This is a genomic window from Stenotrophomonas capsici (assembly GCF_034961085.1).
GTDB lineage: Bacteria > Pseudomonadota > Gammaproteobacteria > Xanthomonadales > Xanthomonadaceae > Stenotrophomonas > Stenotrophomonas capsici.
Genome location: NZ_JAYFUH010000199.1, coordinates 1 through 1,299, shown reverse-complemented (window position 1 = coordinate 1,299; position 1,299 = coordinate 1). Strand labels below are relative to the sequence as shown.

General features: G+C 69.4%; 1 protein-coding gene. It reads left to right on the top strand.

Annotated elements, in window-relative coordinates; all coding sequences use genetic code 11:
- Positions 1–333: 333 nt before the first annotated feature.
- On the top strand, positions 334–1,299 hold a 966-nt coding region (locus VA603_RS11385), incomplete at its 3' end, for a helicase-related protein (RefSeq protein ID WP_323438907.1).

The following is a 1,299-nucleotide window of genomic DNA, read 5'->3' as shown; positions in this document are numbered from 1 at the left end:
GGCGCGCTCCAGCACCGCGCCAAGGTCGCGTTCGAAGGAATCGTGGGTGAGGTTGGCGCCGATGTCGATCAGTTGCATGGAGCGGGAACGGAAAAGCAGTGAAGGCGGCCATTGTAGTCGTTGTGCCGGGAGCACTAGCGGCGTGCGACTTCCCCTCCCCAGCCCTCCCCTTCGCTACGCGAAAGGGAGGGGGCCAAGCGCTGCCTGCGGCGATCTGTCCAGGTGCGAAAGACCGCCCCCTCCCTTGCGTAGCAGGGGAAGGCTGGGGAGGGGTAAGTCTTCCGGCACCGCTGGCCGCATGGTCCCGCACCACCAGCCTTCTACAATGCACGCATGGCATCCGAATTCCCCATTTCCCCCCTGCTTCCGCAGATCCTCCAGCAGCTGGCCACCCGGCCGCGGCTGGTGCTGGAGGCCCCGCCCGGCGCCGGCAAGACCACCCAGGTGCCGCTGGCGCTGCTGGACGCGCCATGGCTGGCCGGCCGCAGGATCATCATGCTCGAACCACGCCGCGTGGCCGCGCGCAGCGCCGCGCTGTTCATGGCGCGCCAGCTCGGTGAGCCGGTCGGCGAAACCGTGGGCTACCGCATCCGCTTCGAGAACAAGGTCTCCGCGCGCACCCGCATCGAGGTCGTCACCGAAGGCATCCTGACCCGCATGCTGCAGGACGATCCCCTGCTGGAAGGCGTAGGCGCGCTGCTGTTCGATGAGTTCCACGAGCGCCACCTGGCCGCCGACCTCGGCCTGGCGCTGGCGTTGGACGTGCAAAGCCAACTGCGCGAAGACCTGCGCATCGTGGTGATGTCGGCCACGCTCGATGGCGAGCGCCTGGCCGATTTCCTGGATGCGCCGCGCCTGTCCAGCGAAGGCCGCAGCCATCCGGTCGAGGTCAGCCATTTCCCGGCCCGCCGCGATGAAGCGCTGGAAGCACAGGCCCGCCGCGCGGTGGAACAGGCATTGGCCGAGCATCCCGGCGATGTGCTGGTGTTCCTGCCGGGGCAGCGCGAGATCGCCAGGGTGCAGGCCGCGCTGCAGGCGGCATTGACCGCTGCCGAGGCGGGCCGGAATGTCGATGTCCTCGCCCTGCACGGCGAACTGCCGATCGAACAGCAATCACGCGTGCTGCAGCCCGATCCGGAGGGCCGCCGCCGCGTGGTGCTGGCCACCAACGTCGCCGAGTCGTCGGTCACCCTACCCGGCGTGCGCGTGGTGATCGATGCCGGGTTGGCGCGCGAGCCGCGCTACGACCCCAACAGCGGCTTCTCGCGGCTGGATGCGGTGGCCATCTCGCAGGCCTCG